This window comes from Acidovorax sp. GW835-FHT14G06 (assembly GCF_058793595.1).
The window spans coordinates 267,648-282,992 of record NZ_JBXAGA010000006.1 but is presented as its reverse complement, the minus strand read 5'-3'; the positions used below and the strand labels follow the sequence as shown (position 1 = coordinate 282,992).

Genomic DNA, 15,345 nt, shown 5'->3' with positions numbered 1-15,345 from the left:
AGCACAGATATCAAACAAAAACCACCAGAAGCGCCGGTGAAATCTGCGCTAATAGCTATTGATTTGATAGAGTTTTGCGCGGTGCCCTGGGTGCTTGGTGTTCTGCCTGCCCTGCCGCCAGGTCATCCAATATCGGGCAGTCCGGCCGGTCGTTGCCCTGGCAGCAGGACACCAGCGTTTGCAGGCTGCGCTGCATGGCCTGCATCTGGGCGATGCGTTCGTTCAGGTCGTCGATGTGCTGCTGCGCGATGCGCTTGACCTGGCTGCTGGCGCGGCTGCGGTCGTGCCACAGGCCCAGCAGTTCGGCGATTTCTTCCATCGAAAAGCCGAGGTCGCGGCTGCGGCGGATGAAGTGCAGGGCGTGCACGTCGGCCTCGGTGTACTGGCGGTAGCCGCTGTCGGTGCGGCCTACGCCGCTGATGAGGCCCAGCGATTCGTAGTGCCGCACCATGCGCGCCGAGATGCCCGCGCGCTGGGCAGCGACGCCGATGGGCACGGGCCAGGAGAGGGCGCGGGGCGCTGTGGCGGCCTTGGTGCTGCCTTTACTGCCTTTGGCGGCTTGGCCCGTCGTGGTCCGCGTGGAATGGGGCGTGGTCATGGTGTGGCCCTCGCTGGGTGGGTGGATGGCGCTCAGGCCGCGACCGTGTAGCCTTCTTCGGCAATGGCGGCGGCCAGGGCTTCGCGCGGTGCGGTGCTGTCCACGTCCACCTTGCCGCTGGCGCGGTCGATGCGGACTTGGGCGTCTGGGTCTACCTGCTGCACGGCCTGGGTGACGGCGCGTTCGCAGTGGCCGCAGGTCATGCCCTGCACTTGGAATGTGGTGGTGGTTGCCATGGTGTGTCCTTGTGGTGGTTGGAGTACGGCCGTTGATGCGACCGAAGCGAATGTTGAAGCTTGACATCGTGGCAGAGTCAAACGCCGTTCAAGACACTCATGGTGTGAGGGTTGATCAATATCAATGCTTGACCTTGCCATCACGTCAAGGATCACTATCCCCGCCATGAACACCATCACCACAACCCCCAACACCGCGCCCGAGCCCGTCCACTCGCTGGACCTGGGCATTTCCGGCATGACCTGCGCAAGCTGTGTGGGCCGCGTGGAGCGTGCGCTGCGCAAGGTGCCGGGCGTGCAGGAGGCCTCGGTAAACCTGGCCACCGAATCCGCCCGCATTGCCTTTGCCACCAGCGTGGGCGCCGATGCTGCCGCCATGGAGGCACTGCTGCGCCGCGCGGTGCGCAACGCGGGCTACGAGCCGCGTGCGGCGGGGCAGGAGGATGCACCTGAGGACCTGCCGCCCTGGGCGGGCTTCATGCCCGTGGGCATCGGGCTGCTGCTGTCGGCGCCGCTGGTGCTGCCCATGATCGGTGACCTGTTCGGCCAGCACTGGATGTTGCCGGCCTGGGTGCAGTTTGTGCTGGCCACGCCGGTGCAGTTCATTCTGGGGGCACGCTTTTACAAGGCGGGCTGGCATGCGGCCAAGGCGCTGAGCGGCAACATGGACTTGCTGGTGGCGCTGGGCACCAGTGCGGGCTGGGGCCTGTCGATGTGGCTGTGGCTCACGGCGCCCACCGATCACCCAGGGCATGTGCCGCATCTGTACTTTGAGGCGTCGGCCGTGGTGGTCACGCTGGTGTTGCTGGGCAAGTGGCTGGAGGCGCGCGCCAAGCGGCAGACCACGGCCGCCATCCGCGCGCTGCATGCGCTGCGGCCGGATGTAGTGCACCTGCTGGGCAAAGATGGCGAGGTGGATGTGCCGGTGGCCGAGGTGCTGGTGGGCGACCAGCTGGTGGTGCGGCCCGGCGAGCGCATCCCCGTGGATGGCACGGTGCACGAGGGCCACACGCAGGTGGATGAATCCATGTTGACGGGTGAGCCCTTGCCCGTGGCGCGCGATGTGGGCGCGGCGCTGACGGGTGGCTCGATCAACGGCGATGGCCGCATCGTGATGGCGGTGACGGCCGTGGGCGCCGAGACGGTGCTGGCCCAGATCATCCGGCTGGTGGAAGACGCGCAGGCGGCCAAGGCGCCCATCCAGCGGCTGGTGGACCAGGTGTCGGCCATCTTCGTGCCCGTGGTGCTGGTGGTGGCGCTGGCCACGTTGCTGGGCTGGCTGTGGATGGGCGTGGGCATGGAGGCCGCGCTGATCCACGCTGTGGCCGTGATGGTGATTGCCTGCCCTTGTGCGCTGGGGCTGGCCACACCGGCGGCCATCATGGCGGGCACGGGCGTGGCAGCCAAGAACGGCATTTTGATCAAGGATGTGCAAGCCTTGGAGCTGGCCCACAAGGTGGATGTGGTGGCTTTTGACAAGACCGGCACGCTGACGGTGGGGCAGCCCCGGTTGACGGCGTTTGAGGTGGTGCCCGGCCTGGACGTTACGGCCGTGATGGCGGCGGTGGCTGCGGTGCAAAGCGGCAGCGAACACCCGCTGGCGCGTGCCGTGGTGGTGGCTGCGGGCGAGCGGAAGATCCGCGTGGCCACCGCGCAGGACGTGCGCGCCGTGCCTGGGCGCGGCACCGAGGGTGAGGTGGATGGCCAGAGCTATCTGGTGGGCAGCCTGCGCTGGATGCAGGAGCTGGGGGTGGACATGGGGGCGCTGTCAGCGCGGGCACAGCAGTTGCAGAACGATGGCGCCACCGTGTCGGCTGTGGCCCAGCGCGTGACCGAAGGGTTGGCGCTTCGTGCACTGATGGCCTTTGGTGATGAACCCAAGCCCGGTGCACGCGAGGCGCTGACTGCGCTGAAGGCGCGTGGCATCCGCACCGTGATGATCTCGGGCGACAACCGGGGCGCGGCCGAGGCGATGGCCCGGCGCCTGGGGCTGGACCCCGACGCGGGCGAGGTGATGGCCGAGGTGCTGCCGGGCGACAAGGCCGCGAAGGTGGTGGCGTTGCAACAAGGGCCTGATGGCAAGCGCCATCAAGTGGCGATGGTGGGCGACGGCGTTAACGATGCCCCGGCGCTCGCTGCTGCCGATGTGGGCATGGCCATGGGCAACGGCACCGACGTGGCCATGCACGCGGCGGGCATCACGCTGATGCGGGGCGACCCGATGCTGGTGGCCGCAGCGCTCGATATTTCGCACCGCACGGTGATGAAGATCCGCCAGAACCTGTTCTGGGCGTTTGCGTACAACGTGGCGGGCATTCCGCTGGCGGCGCTGGGCTTTCTGAGCCCGGTGGTGGCAGGGGCGGCCATGGCGCTGAGTTCGGTGAGCGTGATGGCGAATGCCCTCTTACTCAAGCGGTGGCGCATGTGATAAATACGTACAGCGCGGTCATCGATGTCTGGCAAACTGCAACGATTTGTTGCGAATCTGTGGCCCCGGGGGGGTTGGCTGCAGTCGCATTGGCATAGCTATATCAAGGACGACAGATCATGAATCTCTTCTCGCTCATGCGGCAGTTCACCATACGTTTGCGCATGCTGGGTGCTATTGGCGTGGTGCTGGGCCTGCTGGGACTGCTGGGGGGGGCGGGCATGCTGGGCATGTTCCGCATCCATGACATGAGCCAGAACTTCATGGACAACGCGTTCGTCAAGGTGAGCACCATGGCCGAGCTGCGTGGCGAGATGGGGGCCATCCGCCAGTTCGAGAAGGACATGATCATCGGCTACGAAAAGCCCGAGGCGGTGAAGGCTGCGCACACCAAGTGGCTGGCGAGCCATGAGAAGGCCAAGAAGATCGCAGGGACGTTCCTGGAAGGCGCGGACGATGCCGACAACGTGGTGGTGCGCAACATCATCACCAAGCTCGACAGCTATCGCGAGCTGTTTGCGCATGTTGCCCGCCAGCTGGAGGCCGGTGGCTACGACACGGCCACCATTGCCAACCGCATGAGCGGCAAGGCTGTGGCCGAGTTTGCCGAGGCCGACAAGTTGATGACCGAGCTGGACACCGTGCTGCGCAATGAGGTCAGCAAGGCCGTGGCGCAGCAAGGTGAGGTGTCCAACCAGACCAAGTGGCTGTTTGTGCTGGCCGTGCTGATCACGGTGGTGGTGGTGGTGCCCACCACGCTGATGAACATGAACTCCATCTGCCGTCCGCTGGAAGACGCACGCAAGATGGCGCAGGCCATTGCTGGTGGCGACCTGTCGCAGCACATTGCGGCCGAGGGCAAGGACGAGGTGGCTGACCTGCAGCGCGCGCTGCGCGACATGCAGCAGGGCCTGGGCGCGCTGGTGGCGCAGGTGCGTGATGCCAGCGGGAACATCGCCACCGCCAGCCAGGAGATCGCGACGGGCAACCAGGACCTGTCGCAGCGCACCGAGCAGACGGCTAGCAACGCGCAGGAGGCCGTGTCCTCGCTGTCGCAGCTCACGTCCACGGTGCAGCAGACGGCATCGTCCTCGCAGATGGCCAACCAGCTGGCGGCTTCGGCCTCGCAGATGGCCACGCATGGCGGTGGCGTGGTGCAGCAGGCCGTGGCCAGCATGCACGAGATCTCGACATCGAGCCGCAAGATCGGCGACATCATCGGCCTGATCGACTCCATTGCTTTCCAGACCAACATCCTGGCGCTGAACGCGGCGGTGGAAGCCGCCCGTGCGGGCGAGCAGGGCCGGGGTTTTGCCGTGGTGGCCAGCGAGGTGCGCAGCCTGGCGCAACGCAGCGCAGCGGCGGCCAGCGACATCAAGGGCCTGATCCAGAGCAGCGTGACGGCCGTGGACGGCGGCGTGCGCCATGTGGAAGAAGCCGGCACGGCCATGAAGGACATCGTGAGCAGCGTGCAGCGCGTGGGCGACATCATTGGCGAGATCACGGCGGCAGCGTCCGAGCAGTCGGCCGGCATCGGCCAGGTGAATAGCTCGGTGGGCGAGATCGACCGCATGACGCAGCAGAACGCCGCGCTGGTGGAAGAGTCTGCCGCTGCGGCCGAGTCGCTGCGCGAGCAGGCGGCGCGCCTGTCGCACGTGGTGCAGCAGTTCCGTCTGGCCGAATCGGCGGCCGGCTACGGCCACAGCGGCGCAGTGGCCGCACCGTATGCAGGGCAGCAACCCCAGGCGCTGGCATCAGGCCCCGCGCAGGCGCGCCTGACGCACTGACCGAGTCATTGATTGCTTGCGGGCCGTGCGCCGTTGATTGGCGCGGGCCCTGTTCAGCGTCTCTCCCACAAGCCCCGCAGGCCTGGTCTGCGGGGCTTTTTTGTGGGCGGCGCTGCCCGGCGGTTGCGAGTGGCTAGCAAAACTCTCCTGGCGTCGTTGTGCCGTCTTGCCGTACCGCCTGCACTGCCTGCGACGGAACGCCTCGCCAGGGCCGCTTCGCTGGGTTTAGTCAGCCACTCTTATTGACATGCGTCATGGGCGCGCCCGTGCGCGCGTGGCACCCTTGTGGTCTTGTTGAACCTGGGGAGTGCGCCATGCCGTCGATCAGTCTGCGAACCATTCGCGAGGAGCATGCGTCGCTCGCGGCGGTGCTGCATTCGCTGCGCCTGATGCTGGACCAGGGCCCGGGTGACGAACCTGCTGCGTTCTTTGACGTGATGCGGGCCATGCTGTTCTACATCGACGAGTTTCCCGAGCGCCAGCACCACCCCAAGGAGTCGCAGTGGCTGTTCCCCAGGGTGGCGGAGCGCTCACCTCAGGCGGCAGAGGCCATTGCGCAGCTGGAGCGCGACCACGCGGGCGGTGAGGCGGCGGTGCGCGAGTTGCAGCACCTGCTGCTGGGCTGGGAACTGATGGGCGATGCGCGCCGCGAGGCGTTTGCGCAGGCGCTGGAGCGCTACATCCGCTTTTACCTGGAACACATGCGCCTGGAAGAAACCGTGGTGCTGCCCGCCGCCCAGGAGACCCTGCAGCCGGGCGACTGGGCCGCCATCGACGCGGCCTTTGCCAGCAACACCAACCCGCTGGCCCCGGGCAAGTCGCGCGACGCGGCGTACGACCGGTTGTTCACGCGCATCGTGATGCGGGCGCCGAGCCCGATAGGATTGGGTTCACCCCCCTGAGCGGCTTCGCCGCTTCCCCCCGTTCTCGCTACGCTGCGCTGCGCGGGCAGTGGGACGCCGCCAGCGCACGCAAGCGCAGCGCTGCCTAAGCCGCTTGGCGGCCCTTGCGCGGTGGCCGCGTGCCCGGGCAGCGCCAGTTTCACCCGGCGTGTGCCAAGCACAGCAGCTTTGGCTTTATCCCGCAGTCTCAGGCGCTGAGCGCCGGGTAGTCCGTGTACCCCTCGGCACCGCCGCCATACAGCGTGGCGCGGTTCACCTCGTTGAGTGGGGCGTTGGCTTTCAGGCGCGCCACCAGGTCGGGGTTGGCAATGAAGGGGCGGCCAAAGGCCACGATGTCGGCACCGTTGGCCAGGGCGGCATCGGCCAGTTCGCGGGTGTAGGCGTTGTTGACCATCCATGCACCCTTGCCACCCGCCGCACGGTAGGCGGCCTTGAGGGCGGCGTAGTCAAACGGGCGGCCTTCCACCTCGCGCGGGCCACCGGTGGCGCCTTCGATGATGTGGATGTAGGCCAGGCCCAGCGGGCCCAGATGGCGCACCACGTGGTCGAACAGGGGCTGTGGGTCGGCGTCCACGATGTCGTTGGCAGGGGTGACGGGCGACAGGCGGATGCCGGTGCGGCCGCCGCCGATTTCCTCAACGATGGCGCGGGTCACTTCGAGCAGCAGGCGGGCGCGGTTGGCAATGCTGCCGCCGTAGTCGTCGGTGCGCTGGTTGGCACCGGTCTTGAGGAACTGGTCGATCAGGTAGCCGTTGGCCGCGTGGATCTCCACACCGTCAAAGCCCGAGGCAATGGCGTTGCGTGCGGCATGGCGGTAGTCCTGCACGATGCCGGGGATCTCTTCGGCATCAAGCGCGCGGGGCATGGACGTGGGTGTGAAAGTGGGCACGCCGTCCTTGATGAGCACGGTCTTGGTGTTGGCCTGCACGGCCGAGGGGGCGACGGGTGCGGCGTTGCCCGGCTGCAGGTCGGTGTGCGAGACACGGCCCACATGCCACAGCTGCACCACGATCTTGCCGCCAGCGTCGTGCACGGCGCGGGTCACCTTCTTCCAGCCGTCGAGTTGCTCGGTGCCATAGAGGCCCGGTACATCTGCATAGCCCTGGGCTTGCGGGCTGATCGCGGTGGCTTCGGAGATGATGAGACCGGCACTGGCGCGCTGTGCGTAGTAGGTGGCTACCAGGTCGGTGGGAATGGCCTCGGGTGAGCGGTTGCGCGTGAGCGGTGCCATGGCAATGCGGTTGGCCAGCTGGAGGTCGCCTGCGCGGGTGGGTTCAAACAAAGAGGTCATGGTGAGAGTCCTGAGAAAGACGATGTGCAAAAAAAGCAGCCTTACAGCTTAATGCTGCAGCGCAAAACGTGCAGCGCACTTGCGTCAACAAGGGCACAGGTTTTGTGTTAGCTGATCGCTCAGTCTGTCGCGCCAGCGGCGCTGGGGCCGTTGAACGAGAATGGACCGCCATGCCCTTGCCACCGCCCCCCGCACCGTTTCCCGTCTCCCCGTTGCGCAGCCTGTGGTTGGCTGTGGCCTTGTCGATGGGTGCGGCCATCTCGCTGGGCATCACGCGGTTTGCCTATGCCTTGTTGTTGCCGCCCATGCGGGAAGACCTGGGCTGGTCGTACACGCTGGCGGGCGGCATGAACACGGTGAACGCGCTGGGCTATCTGCTGGGCGCTCTGGCCACACCCTTGCTGTTGCGGCGTGTGGCCCCGGGGGCGGTGCTGGTGGCAGGTGCGGTGATGGCCACGGTGTTCATGGGTCTCAGCGGATTTTTCACGCAGGCGGTGCCCTTGCTGGTGCAGCGCCTGCTGGCCGGTGGTGCCAGTGCACTGGTGTTCATTGCGGGTGGCTTGCTGGCGGCACGGCTGGGCGCCCAGGTGCCGGGGCGCAGCGGTTTGCTGCTGGGCCTGTACTACGGCGGCACGGGCTGGGGCATCAGCCTGTCGGCCTTGCTGGTGCCTGCGGTGCTGGCAGTGGCCCCTGCGCCGCATGGCTGGACCTGGGCCTGGTGGGCGCTGGCGCTGGCCTGCGTGGCGGCCACGGTGGCGCTGCTGTGGCCTGCGCGGGTGTTGAACGGGCTGTCCGCACCCGTGGCGGCCGCACCCGGGACCACACCTGCGGCCGCAGTGCCCGAGCGGGTGCGCTGGCGGGCGCTGGCCCCTGCGCTGCTGGGCTATGGCCTGTTTGGCGTGGGCTATATCGGCTACATGACCTTTGTGGTGGCGCTGCTGCGCGAGCAGGGTCGGGGTGCGGGCGAGGTGACGCTGTTCTATGCCCTGCTGGGGCTGGCCGTGGTGCTGTCGTCGCGCATCTGGGCCGGGCTGCTGGACCGCAGCCGGGGCGGCGAGGCACTGGCGCGCTTGAATGCGCTGTTGGGCGTGGCCACCATCCTGCCCGCCATCACGGGCGCGTGGCCGGTGGTGCTGACCTCAGGGCTGCTGTTTGGCGGGGTGTTTTTGTCGGTGGTGGCATCGACCACAGCGCTGGTGCGGCACAACCTGCCGCAGGCGCTGTGGGCCAGCGGAATCAGCGCGTTCACCATCGTGTTTGCGGCCGGGCAGATCGTGGGGCCCACGGTGGTGGGCTGGATTGCCGATGGGCCCGGGGGCCTGGCGCGCGGGCTGGTGTTCTCGGCCTGCGCGTTGTGGGTGGGGGCGCTGGTGGCTTGGCGGCAGAAGCCGCTGTAGCGCAACTGGAGTTTTGGCCGCGCGTCGAGTTGCGCGCTCCCAATCGATACTGGCGGGGCCTAGGCCAGGAACGCCGAGCAAGGGCCGCCCCGCAGCGAGGGCGTTGTCCCCCTGCCCGCGTAGCGAGAGCGGGGGGAGGGCGTGCAGCGCCTCAGGGGGGTGTCCCTATTTCAGCAGCCCTTCGGCCTTCATGGCCGCCTGCACTGCCGGGCGGGCACCCACGCGTTCACGGTAGGCCGCCAGGTTTGCCAAACCGGAGATATCGAGCTTGGTGGGTTGGGTCCAGTTGGTCACGGTGAACAGATAACCGTCGGCCACGGTGAACTGGTCGCCCATCAGGTATTGCTTTCCGGCGAGCTGGCTGTCCACCCACTGCAGGCGTTGCAGCAGGCGCTCGCGCACCATGGGCTTGTACTCCTCGGGGGTGGCGGGGTTGAACAGGGGGCTGAAGCCCTTGTGCAGCTCGGTACCGATGAAGGTCAGCCATTCCTGCAGGCGGTAGCGCGCCAGGGTGCCATTGGCGGGGGCCAGTTGCTTGTCGGGCACCTGGTCAGCAATGTATTGCACGATGGCCGGGCCTTCGCGCAGGCGCTCGCCGTTGTCCAGCTCCAGCACGGGCACGTAGCCCAGCGCATTGATGGTGTAGTAGTCGGTGCCGTCCTGCAGCTTGTGGCTCTTGGTGCTGGCCAGCACGGGGGTGTAGGCCAGGCCGGCCTCTTGCAGGGCGATGTGGGGAGACAGGGAGCAGGCGCCGGGGGAGTAGTAGAGCTTCATGGATCGGTCCTTGAAAACAACGGTCGGAAACCGCCGATCCTATGCGCTGCGCAGCTTTTTTGCTGGCGGCCTACGTTGCACAGGCCCTGGGGTCGGAAACTGGCACGGCCCAAGCCAGTGCCGACGTGCAAGGGCCGCCCCGCCGCACGGACGGCGTCCCCCTGGGAGGGGGGGCGCCGAAGGCGACACAGAGGGGGTTAGGTGTCGTAGCCTGGCAGGTCGCGCTGCACCTTGCGCAGCAGCGCTGGCCAGGCAAAGGCACCGCCCAGGCCACCGGTCTGCACGCGCATGGCCTGGGCCACGCCGGTCACGATCTTTGGGTTCACCTGCGTCAGCTCGCCACCTGCCTGCGCGTCGATCTGGATGCGGCAGGTGTTCTCGAAGGTGTACATCGACAAAAATGCGTCGGCAATCGTCTTGCCCACCGTCAGCAGCCCGTGGTTGCGCAGCATGAGGAAGTTGGCTTCGCCCAGGTCGGCCTGAAGGCGCGGCTTCTCCTCGTCGCGGAAGGCCACGCCTTCGTACTCGTGGTACGCCAGCGAGCCCAGCACAAAGGTGCTTTGCTGGCTGATGGGCAGCACGCCGCCCTTTTGCGCGCTGACAGCCACGCCGGCGCGTGTGTGGGTGTGCAGCACGCAGCCGGCCTCGGGCCGGGCCTCGTGCACGGCGCTGTGGATCACGAAGCCTGCCGGGTTGACGGGGAAGGGTGAGTCGTGCAGCTTGTTGCACGCCATGTCCACCTTGATCAGGCTCGATGCCGTGATCTCATCAAACATGAGGCCGTAGGGGTTGATGAGGAAGTGGTGCTCGGGCCCCGACACCGACTCGGGCAGCTTGGCACTGATGTGGGTGAAAACCAGGTCGCTCCAGCCGTACAGCGCGACGAGCCGGTAGCACGCTGCCAGGTCGCAGCGCAGTTGCCATTCTTCGGGGCTGACGCTGTCCTGCAGCGAGGGGATATTGAGCATGGTGTGGAGTCTCCGTTGTTGTGGGGTGAGAAGGCTCCACTGTAGGGCGGGGCGACGGCCGGGTCTGTCAGGCAGGCTACACCAGGGACCAGATACAGAGGGCTCTTTGCTCCACTATTAATAGCGGCATGAGCTTGTTTCACTAGCGCAATCGGCCGTTTTGGCACAAATTTTATGATTCAGATCACCTCGGCTGGGCTCACGGGCCGATGGGTCCTTCATCGGCCCGTATCCCTCATCGGCCAGCGGTCAGGCGGCCTGCGGAATCGGTGCGCGCATGCCCGCGTTCAGCAGGTTCCAGGCGTTGATGACGGCGATGGCAAAGCCCAGGTCGGAAATCTCGGCGTCGGAGAACAGGGCCTTCAACTTGGCGTATTCGTCATCACTCGCGTCGCTGTGGGGCGTGGCGGTGATGATCTCGGCCCAGCGGAAGGCGGCGCGTTCGCGTTCGCTGAAGAACGGTGCCTCGCGCCAGCCGGCCACGGCGTTGAGGTGGCGCGGGTCGGCGCCGTCCTTGACCAGCGCGCTCCAGTGCATGTCCATGCAGTAGGCGCAGCCGTTGATCTGCGAAACACGCAAGAAGACCAGCTCGGCCAGGCGTGTGCCCAGGGGGCCTTTCTTGACGGTTTCAGAGACGTTGACAAGGCCCATGAAGGCCTTGGACGACAGTTGGTGGTAGGGCAGGCGGGCGCTGTGTTGCGACATGGATAACTCCTGGGTCATGGCAGTGGGTTGAAAACGGGCGTGAAAGACGGCGCGGGCGTGTCGCCTTGATGCCGTCTTCCATACCCTTCAAGACGCTGCGCCGTGCCGGGTTGTGACAGGGGGCCTGCGTTTTTTCTGCCCTGGCGCACTCGCCTGAGTTGCCCGCATGGTGGTGTGCGCGTGCCTTTACAGCGGCAGCGTGGCCGGAATGCCCGCCAGCTTCTCCGGGTTGCGCACCGCGTAGATGGCCACGATGCGCTTGCCATCGGTCACGAACGCCTGGGCCGACTCGATGCGCCCGTCCACATAGCGCAGCAGGCCCGGCTCGCCGTTGATGAGTGCCATGCGGTACACCACTTGCGCGCCCAGGCGGCGGAACAGCGCCCAGTACAGGTTGGTGATGCGAAACGGCCCCACCAGCGGCTTGGGGAACGAGGGCACGATGCCGCCGCCGTCGCCGATGAGCTGGGCGTCTTCGCTCAGCAGCGCCTCGATGGCGTGGCGGTCGCCGCTTTGGGCGGCATTCATGAAGCGTTGCAGCAGCTGGTGGTGCACCGCCTGCGGCACCTCAAAGCGGGTGCGCGCCTTCTGCACGCGCTCGCTGGCGCGGTGCACCATCTGGCGGCAGCTGGCCTCGGTCTTGCCCAGCTGGGCGGCGATCTCGGGGTAGTCGTAGTCGAACACCTGGCGCAGCAAAAAGGCCGCGCGCTCCTCCGGCCCCAGCCGCTCCAGCACATACATAAAGGCCACCGACAGCTCGCCCGCCAGTTCCGCCGCCGACTCGGGCGTGTGCGCGTCCAGCTCCACCAGCGGCTCAGGCAGCCACCAGCCCACATAGGCCTCGCGCTCGGCCTTGAGCGCGCGCAGCCGGTCAATGGACAGCCGAGTGACGCTGGTCACCAGCCAGGCCTCGGCCGATTGCAGGGTGCTGGCGTCGGTGCGGCTCCAGCGCAGCCAGGCGTCCTGCAGCACATCCTCGGCATCGGCCCGCACGCCCAGCATGCGGTAGGCAATGCCGAAGAGGCGGGGGCGCAGGGTGGTGAACGGGTCGGTGGTGGTCATGGCAACGGCGGTGGAGTGCTTTCAGTGAAGCACAGACGGCGCACACCTGCGGTTTGTGACAGCCAGGCTTGGAACTATCGTTTTTATAGCTGCTAGTGCATGTGGCACTAGCGCTTGAGTTCTCTTTGGGGCTTGAAACGCCTGCAGTGTCCCTCCGAGGCACCGGGGGACAGGCTACGGGCGCGGGGCTGGCTGCGTCAGCGATTCCAGCCTCGACAGGTAGTGCATGGCGTGCGCCTGGCTGCTGCCGCACATCTCGGCAGAGGGCATCAGCCCCGCGCACACCGCCGGGCGCCCGGGCTGCCCAAAGATGCGGCAGCGCGCATCGTCCCCCAGCTGAATGCAGCGCACCCCGGCCGGCTTGCCCAGTGGCATACCGGGGATGGGCGAGCTGATGGAGGGGGCGGTGCAGCAGGCGCCGCAACCGGGGCGGCAGTCCACGGGCGGGCCGCCTTATTGGCCGTCAGCGGGCTGCAGGCGGCTGGCGCCCCACAGCACTTGGTCCACCACGGCGCGCACGCGGTCGCGGTGGGCTGGCTGGATGAGGGCGCCGCTGTCGTCAAACGCGCTGCCGGCCGAGCCCAGCGCAAACGCCTTGGGTGCGAGCCAACATTCGGCGTTGATCAGCAGGGGCGCCAGGTGGCTTTGCGAGCGCAGGCCGCCCAGGGCGCCCGGCGAGGCACTCAGCATGCCCACGACCTTGCCGCGAAAACTCTTGCCACCGTCCTGCCAATCGGGGTTGCCCTTGACGGGGCTGGAGGCCCAGTCGATGGTGTTCTTGAGCAGGGCGGTGTAGCTGCCGTTGTACTCGGGCGAGCAGATGATCCAGGCCGGGTGTTGCCAGAGGATTTCCTTGAGCCGGATTACATCGGCCGGTGTGCCCTGGGATTCGAGGTCGGCGTTGTACAGCGGGATATTGAAGTCGGACAGCTCCATCAGCGTGACCTGCGCACCCGCATCGCGCGCAATGGCAGCGGTGGCGTGGGCCAGTTTGCGGTTGAAGGATTGCTGGCGGGTGCTGCCCGCGAAGATGAGGAGGGAGGGGGTGGTGGTCTGGGGCATGGTGCCTGCGATTGAATCACAGGCGCGCAGCAGGAATCCTGCGGGATGGACGGGGCGAGGAAAATGGTGCGCAACACGCCATAGACTCGGGCACACCGATTCACGGTGATCATATAAAGGACCACTTGCAATGCAGTCTGTGAAAAACTGGATGCGTACCAATCGGCGATTTGTTCTGTCGGCACTCGGGGCCCTGGCCGCAGGCGGGCTGACCGGTTGTGGCGGGGGTGGTTCCGGTGGCGATGCGCCCCCGCCTGAAGAGGCTAAGCCTGTAGGAACATGGCTGGGTGTTGTGAGCGACCTGAAGGAAGACGTGCGCTTTCTTGACATACCGCCGCCCGCCAGTACGGTTTTCCAGAATCAGACGTTGCGGCAGACCGCACACCTGTCGCTGGGCGGTGACCAGGTGCGCATCAAGTTTAGCAACCTGCATGGCAAGGCGTCTGTGCCGTTGGCGCGTGTGCGAGTGGCCCTGAGCACCGGGGAGGGATCGGTGGACGTAGCGACTGATGTGGCACTAACTTTCCAGGGGAGAGAGTCTGTTTCGATCCCTGCCGGTGGCGAGGTCTGGAGTGACAGGGTATCGATCCGCGTGCCCGACGGCGGCAACTTGGCAGTGAGTGTGTATGTGCGGGAGGTGGCCGATTCCACCACGGCGCACAGGTACGCGAACGCAGTCCAGCACTTGGCCTCTGGTGATTTGAGCAGTGCGGCGACCATGCCGTCCGCCGCTGATAACCTGCTCACATCGTGGCATTGGATGAGCGCGATTGATGTGTACAAGAAGGGCCCCGCCCGCGTGGTGGTGGCTTTCGGCGATTCGCTGACCGACGGCAATGGCTCCACTTTGGGCGCACACCAACGTTATCCCGATCTGTTGTCTTCGCGCTTGCTCAAGGCTGGCACAGGCGCTCCGGTGTCGGTGGTCAACGCAGGGCTGGGAGGTAACCGCTGGTTGCATGACCGGTTTGGCTTGAAGGGCGTTGAGCGCTTTCGGCGCGATGTGCTGGGGGTGTCGGGCGTGACGCATGCCATCGTACAGATGGGCATCAACGACATTGGTTTTCAGCAGGCCTGGACACCGGATGAGAAGGCGAATGCGGCGGAGGTTATCGCCAGTCTTGCGGCGGCGGTGGCCGCTGGGAAGGCTGCAGGAGTTCAGGTGTACCTTGCTACGTTGACGCCTTTCAAGGGCCACGTGTATTTCTCTGACGCGGGGGAGGAAATGCGCCAGGCGGTAAATACCTGGATTCGGACCAATACCGAAGTTGCAGGTGTGTTTGATTTTGATGCTGCAGTGCGTGACCCGTCCGAGCCCTCGCGCATCCTCGCTACATACCGCGATGCAGACAGCCTGCATCTGAATGATCTCGGCTATGCGCGAATGGTGGAGAGCATACCGCTCGAGAAATTCCGCTGAGCTACGAATGCTCCTTCGTGGCTTGGGTTGCCGATCTGGATAGCGTACGCCGCACCGATTCAGCAGCGACGGCTGATGGTGTCGGCGGGGGGCTAGAGACGTCGAGCGAATTGCCAGAGTGCACAGTGCCGTGATGAACAAAACCAGACTGAGCAGAGCCCGCCACAGGTTGGCAGCATTCCATTGATCGCGCACCTGGGCCCAATCGGTTGGCAGGGCCTTGGGGGCTAGGCTTCGGTGGTCTAGTCCAGCAAACTGGTGTAGCGCTGGCGGGCAGCGGAACTGCAGAAACTCTTGCACGCGCTACATTTTGCCGTCGAGCAGGGTGCACTGCGCGCGGTGGTCCAGTGCTATCCATGGTGTCCAGCCTGCGCAGGTTCGTGGTACTTCCTGATCAGTGGGCAAGGGCAGAGCCCACACCACACCGTCTTCCATGGGTTCCACGTGAAACATCGCCGGGTGCTGGCGCAGTGTGGGGGTGATGGGCCAGAACAGGGCACCGTCCAGAAAGAATTTCTTGTTGGACTCCGCCCTGTCGCGGTCCAGGTAGTACAGTCGCCGCGCGCCGCGCTCCACAGGTGCCGCCAGTGTTCGCCGGCTCGAGGCAGTGGCTGGCTGCGTTGCAGCTGCAGGCACTGAGCGCTGGTCCACCATGTCTCTACGGCTGTCGGTGGCGGGCCGAGCACCTGGGTCAGGAAGAGGGTGAGGGGCGTAG

15 protein-coding genes are annotated in these 15,345 nt (G+C 66.3%); 5 read left to right on the top strand and 10 right to left on the bottom strand.

From position 1 onward, the window contains the following. Positions 1 to 55 precede the first annotated feature (55 nt). Together cueR and AC1Q64_RS12850 are read right to left on the bottom strand one after the other, a co-directional pair. Positions 56 to 598 carry a Cu(I)-responsive transcriptional regulator gene (cueR, locus tag AC1Q64_RS12855; protein ID WP_492251584.1) on the bottom strand — a complete coding sequence of 181 codons (543 nt, stop codon included), beginning with the start codon at positions 596 to 598 and terminating at the stop codon, positions 56 to 58. Between the two features lie 32 nt (positions 599 to 630). Further along, on the bottom strand, positions 631 to 834 hold the full coding sequence (locus AC1Q64_RS12850; protein WP_121421756.1) for a heavy-metal-associated domain-containing protein: 204 nt from the start codon (positions 832 to 834) through the stop codon (positions 631 to 633). Positions 835 to 1,000: 166 nt separating this feature from the next. Here AC1Q64_RS12850 and AC1Q64_RS12845 point away from each other — a divergent pair, with 166 nt between their 5' ends. The 3 genes from AC1Q64_RS12845 to AC1Q64_RS12835 all read left to right on the top strand — a co-directional run bounded on the left by AC1Q64_RS12845 (position 1,001) and on the right by AC1Q64_RS12835 (position 5,951). After that, positions 1,001 to 3,262, top strand: a complete 2,262-nt coding sequence (locus AC1Q64_RS12845; protein ID WP_492251583.1) for a heavy metal translocating P-type ATPase — start codon at positions 1,001 to 1,003, stop codon at positions 3,260 to 3,262. Between the two features lie 119 nt (positions 3,263 to 3,381). Next, positions 3,382 to 5,049 (top strand): methyl-accepting chemotaxis protein, encoded by a 1,668-nt coding sequence (locus AC1Q64_RS12840; RefSeq protein ID WP_291433551.1) that lies wholly within the window; start codon positions 3,382 to 3,384, stop codon positions 5,047 to 5,049. A 314-nt stretch (positions 5,050 to 5,363) separates the two neighbouring features. Beyond that, positions 5,364 to 5,951: a hemerythrin domain-containing protein gene (locus AC1Q64_RS12835; RefSeq protein ID WP_291433549.1), complete on the top strand. Its 588-nt coding sequence runs from the start codon at positions 5,364 to 5,366 to the stop codon at positions 5,949 to 5,951. 187 nt (positions 5,952 to 6,138) lie between these two features. On the opposite strand, the gene AC1Q64_RS12830 is transcribed toward AC1Q64_RS12835, so the two are convergent. After that, positions 6,139 to 7,242, bottom strand: coding sequence for an alkene reductase (locus AC1Q64_RS12830; RefSeq protein WP_056056946.1), 1,104 nt, complete (start codon positions 7,240 to 7,242; stop codon positions 6,139 to 6,141). Between the two features lie 170 nt (positions 7,243 to 7,412). On the opposite strand from AC1Q64_RS12830, the gene AC1Q64_RS12825 reads away from it, so the two are divergent. Next, positions 7,413 to 8,639: a YbfB/YjiJ family MFS transporter gene (locus AC1Q64_RS12825; protein ID WP_492251582.1), complete on the top strand. Its 1,227-nt coding sequence runs from the start codon at positions 7,413 to 7,415 to the stop codon at positions 8,637 to 8,639. 165 nt (positions 8,640 to 8,804) lie between these two features. On the opposite strand, the gene gstA is transcribed toward AC1Q64_RS12825, so the two are convergent. The 6 genes from gstA to AC1Q64_RS12795 form a co-directional block, all read right to left on the bottom strand. After that, a complete protein-coding gene (gene gstA / locus AC1Q64_RS12820; RefSeq protein WP_015011911.1) occupies positions 8,805 to 9,413 on the bottom strand; it encodes a glutathione transferase GstA in 609 nt (202 codons plus the stop codon). Between the two features lie 197 nt (positions 9,414 to 9,610). Beyond that, on the bottom strand, positions 9,611 to 10,381 hold the full coding sequence (locus AC1Q64_RS12815) for a class II aldolase/adducin family protein (RefSeq protein WP_492251581.1): 771 nt from the start codon (positions 10,379 to 10,381) through the stop codon (positions 9,611 to 9,613). A 249-nt stretch (positions 10,382 to 10,630) separates the two neighbouring features. Next, positions 10,631 to 11,086, bottom strand: a complete 456-nt coding sequence (locus AC1Q64_RS12810) for a carboxymuconolactone decarboxylase family protein (protein WP_492251580.1) — start codon at positions 11,084 to 11,086, stop codon at positions 10,631 to 10,633. A 186-nt stretch (positions 11,087 to 11,272) separates the two neighbouring features. Then, positions 11,273 to 12,148, bottom strand: coding sequence for an RNA polymerase sigma-70 factor (locus AC1Q64_RS12805; protein ID WP_492251579.1), 876 nt, complete (start codon positions 12,146 to 12,148; stop codon positions 11,273 to 11,275). Positions 12,149 to 12,322: 174 nt separating this feature from the next. Next, complete coding sequence (locus tag AC1Q64_RS12800; RefSeq protein WP_291433535.1) at positions 12,323 to 12,589, bottom strand: YkgJ family cysteine cluster protein; 267 nt, start codon at positions 12,587 to 12,589, stop codon at positions 12,323 to 12,325. A gap of 12 nt (positions 12,590 to 12,601) precedes the next feature. Next, complete coding sequence (locus AC1Q64_RS12795; RefSeq protein ID WP_492251578.1) at positions 12,602 to 13,210, bottom strand: NADPH-dependent FMN reductase; 609 nt, start codon at positions 13,208 to 13,210, stop codon at positions 12,602 to 12,604. A gap of 130 nt (positions 13,211 to 13,340) precedes the next feature. Here AC1Q64_RS12795 and AC1Q64_RS12790 point away from each other — a divergent pair, with 130 nt between their 5' ends. Next, the gene (locus AC1Q64_RS12790; protein WP_492251577.1) at positions 13,341 to 14,630 is read left to right on the top strand and encodes a GDSL-type esterase/lipase family protein; all 1,290 of its coding nucleotides are present in this window, start codon (positions 13,341 to 13,343) and stop codon (positions 14,628 to 14,630) included. A gap of 303 nt (positions 14,631 to 14,933) precedes the next feature. Here AC1Q64_RS12790 and AC1Q64_RS12785 read toward each other — a convergent pair whose 3' ends face one another. Then, positions 14,934 to 15,284, bottom strand: a complete 351-nt coding sequence (locus AC1Q64_RS12785; protein ID WP_492251576.1) for a hypothetical protein — start codon at positions 15,282 to 15,284, stop codon at positions 14,934 to 14,936. Between the last annotated feature and the right edge of the window lie 61 nt (positions 15,285 to 15,345).

What these genes read in the sequence shown, in the direction of transcription:
- AC1Q64_RS12845 (WP_492251583.1), top strand. Translation starts at nt 1,001, where the DNA reads ATGAACACCATCACCACAACCCCCAACACCGCGCCCGAGCCCGTCCAC.
- AC1Q64_RS12850 (WP_121421756.1), bottom strand. Translation starts at nt 834, where the DNA reads ATGGCAACCACCACCACATTCCAAGTGCAGGGCATGACCTGCGGCCAC.
- AC1Q64_RS12790 (WP_492251577.1), top strand. Translation starts at nt 13,341, where the DNA reads ATGCAGTCTGTGAAAAACTGGATGCGTACCAATCGGCGATTTGTTCTG.
- AC1Q64_RS12830 (WP_056056946.1), bottom strand. Translation starts at nt 7,242, where the DNA reads ATGACCTCTTTGTTTGAACCCACCCGCGCAGGCGACCTCCAGCTGGCC.
- AC1Q64_RS12810 (WP_492251580.1), bottom strand. Translation starts at nt 11,086, where the DNA reads ATGTCGCAACACAGCGCCCGCCTGCCCTACCACCAACTGTCGTCCAAG.
- gstA (WP_015011911.1), bottom strand. Translation starts at nt 9,413, where the DNA reads ATGAAGCTCTACTACTCCCCCGGCGCCTGCTCCCTGTCTCCCCACATC.
- AC1Q64_RS12840 (WP_291433551.1), top strand. Translation starts at nt 3,382, where the DNA reads ATGAATCTCTTCTCGCTCATGCGGCAGTTCACCATACGTTTGCGCATG.
- AC1Q64_RS12825 (WP_492251582.1), top strand. Translation starts at nt 7,413, where the DNA reads ATGCCCTTGCCACCGCCCCCCGCACCGTTTCCCGTCTCCCCGTTGCGC.
- AC1Q64_RS12785 (WP_492251576.1), bottom strand. Translation starts at nt 15,284, where the DNA reads ATGGTGGACCAGCGCTCAGTGCCTGCAGCTGCAACGCAGCCAGCCACT.
- AC1Q64_RS12805 (WP_492251579.1), bottom strand. Translation starts at nt 12,148, where the DNA reads ATGACCACCACCGACCCGTTCACCACCCTGCGCCCCCGCCTCTTCGGC.
- cueR (WP_492251584.1), bottom strand. Translation starts at nt 598, where the DNA reads ATGACCACGCCCCATTCCACGCGGACCACGACGGGCCAAGCCGCCAAA.
- AC1Q64_RS12815 (WP_492251581.1), bottom strand. Translation starts at nt 10,381, where the DNA reads ATGCTCAATATCCCCTCGCTGCAGGACAGCGTCAGCCCCGAAGAATGG.
- AC1Q64_RS12835 (WP_291433549.1), top strand. Translation starts at nt 5,364, where the DNA reads ATGCCGTCGATCAGTCTGCGAACCATTCGCGAGGAGCATGCGTCGCTC.
- AC1Q64_RS12795 (WP_492251578.1), bottom strand. Translation starts at nt 13,210, where the DNA reads ATGCCCCAGACCACCACCCCCTCCCTCCTCATCTTCGCGGGCAGCACC.